General features: G+C 36.4%; 2 protein-coding genes. Both read left to right on the top strand.

All coding sequences use genetic code 11. The annotated features are described in order from the left end of the window. On the top strand, window positions 1-239 hold a 239-nt coding region (locus tag ACOVO2_RS11285; RefSeq protein WP_421770069.1), incomplete at its 5' end, for a hypothetical protein. A 307-nt stretch (window positions 240-546) separates the two neighbouring features. Further along, a partial coding sequence (locus tag ACOVO2_RS11280) for a DUF5916 domain-containing protein (protein ID WP_421770068.1) occupies window positions 547-2,191 on the top strand: 1,645 nt, incomplete at its 3' end.

The following is a 2,191-nucleotide window of genomic DNA, read 5'->3' as shown; positions in this document are numbered from 1 at the left end:
ATTATGTCGATTTACCGAGCAATACCTATAAAGTTGGTTGGGTAAATTATTTTTCAAACAAACTTAACTTAAACTCTAAGTTACAGTTTATGAATCAAGAATTTTTTCATGAAGGCTTTTTAACGATGTCAATTAAGGAAGTTTTTGATGAAAATAATCCACGACATAATGATTGTGCCAGAACAATGTTTGATTTCTTCAAAGATAATAATATTGTAAAGGAGAGTGATTATTTTTAGTGTATGTCTTCAGTTCCCTCAGAGTCTCCCGACGGCACGTAGGAGACTCTGAGAGAGCGAGCGTGTAGTGGCGAGAAAGAGAGTAAAAAAACTCCCATAAATGTAGGAGACTCTGAAGGAACGAAAAATTGAGAAGCGATTATTAGACTTGGGTCTGATAATCGCTTTTTTGTTAGTAAAATTTCCACATCTAACTTTGAGTCACAATATCTTTGTCGCTGTTTTCAGCCATTTGGGCGTAATCGTAAGTAAAAAGTACAGAAAAAACGTAATTTTGTTATAGACAAAACTACATTCTAAACTTACAATGCTCAAAAACCTATTAACCTCCTTTCTTTTACTCAATACTCTCTTCTCTTTTGCTCAAAGTAAAAACGAAAAAGTGGAATATCGTATTCGTCGTGCTACTTCGCCTCTAAAAATTGATGGTATTGTCGATGAAAAAGCATGGGCTGATGCTCAACTTGCCACTGATTTTTATCAAGTATTACCGATGGATACAAGCTATGCAAAAGTGCGTACGGATGTAAAAATGACTTATGATGATAAAAATCTTTACGTAGTTTTTATTAATTACGATAAACTCCCTGGGCCATATATGGTGGAATCTTTGAAACGGGATTTCAATTTTGGAAAAAATGATAATAACTTGTTATTTCTTGATACTTTCGATGACCAAACGAATGGTTTTTCGTTCGGAGCAAATGCAATGGGGGCTCAGTGGGATGGATTAATGTTTAATGGAAGTAATATCAGCTTGACGTGGGAAAATAAATGGACTTCGGAGGTAAAATACGATGATGAAAAATGGGTTTGGGAATGTGCGATTCCATTTAAAACCCTTCGTTATAAAAAAGGAATCAAGCGTTGGGGAGTAAATTTTAGTCGTTTAGACCTCAAAACTACCGAAAAATCGGCTTGGGCTCCAGTTCCACGCCAATTTCCTACGGCTTCGTTGGCTTATGCTGCGTCGTTGATTTGGGACGAAGAGCCACCAACGGCTTCATCAAATATTTCAATCATACCGTATATCTTGGGTGGGGTAGCTCGGAATCACGAAAAGAAACTTCCGACCGATTATAGAGGAGATATTGGTTTTGATGCAAAAGTTGGACTTACATCATCATTAAATCTTGATTTAACCGTAAACCCAGATTTTTCGCAAGTTGAAGTTGACCAGCAGCAAACAAATCTCGACCGTTTTGAGTTATTTTTCCCAGAGAGAAGGCAGTTTTTCTTAGAAAATGGCGATTTATTTGCAAATTTTGGATATCAGACATTAAGGCCATTTTTTTCGAGAAGAATTGGTTTGAATACGCCAATTAAATTTGGAGCAAGAGTAAGCGGAAAACTCAACAAAGACTGGCGAGTCGGATTGATGAATATGCAAACGGGAAAAAGTGACGCCGTTTCAAACGCTCAAAATTTCGGAGTAATTGCTTTACAACGCAGGGTTTTTGCTCGCTCAAATATTGCAGTAATGTTTGTCAATAAGCAATTACTTGATTATCAATCGGTTGTTGATAAAGTGAACGTGAAAGAATACAACAGAAATTTGGCAATTGAGTATAATTTGCTTTCTCAAAACAATGCTTGGACGGGAAAACTGATGTATTTTAAGTCGTTTAGCCCAAATACTAAAAAAGACGACGGTGTTTTTGCTGGAAATATTCTTTATACAAACAAAAGACTTACTGCAGGAATTGAGTTTGAAAGTGTGGGAAGTAATTATACAGCCGAGGTCGGCTTTGTGCCACGTATCAACTACGGAAAGTTAAATCCGCAGTTGGGTTATTTATTCTTTCCAAAATCAAAGTATATTCTGAGTCATGGCCCAACAGCCATGTTTACACATTTTTTTACGAAAGATTTTTCAAGGGAAACCGAAAATGAGAAATTTATTGCTTACCGCATTAATTTCCGAAAAACCAATACTTTAATGGCTTGGGTGG

This window comes from Emticicia sp., assembly GCF_049241225.1.
Taxonomy (GTDB): domain Bacteria; phylum Bacteroidota; class Bacteroidia; order Cytophagales; family Spirosomataceae; genus Emticicia.
This window is presented reverse-complemented; position numbering and strand designations above follow the sequence as displayed.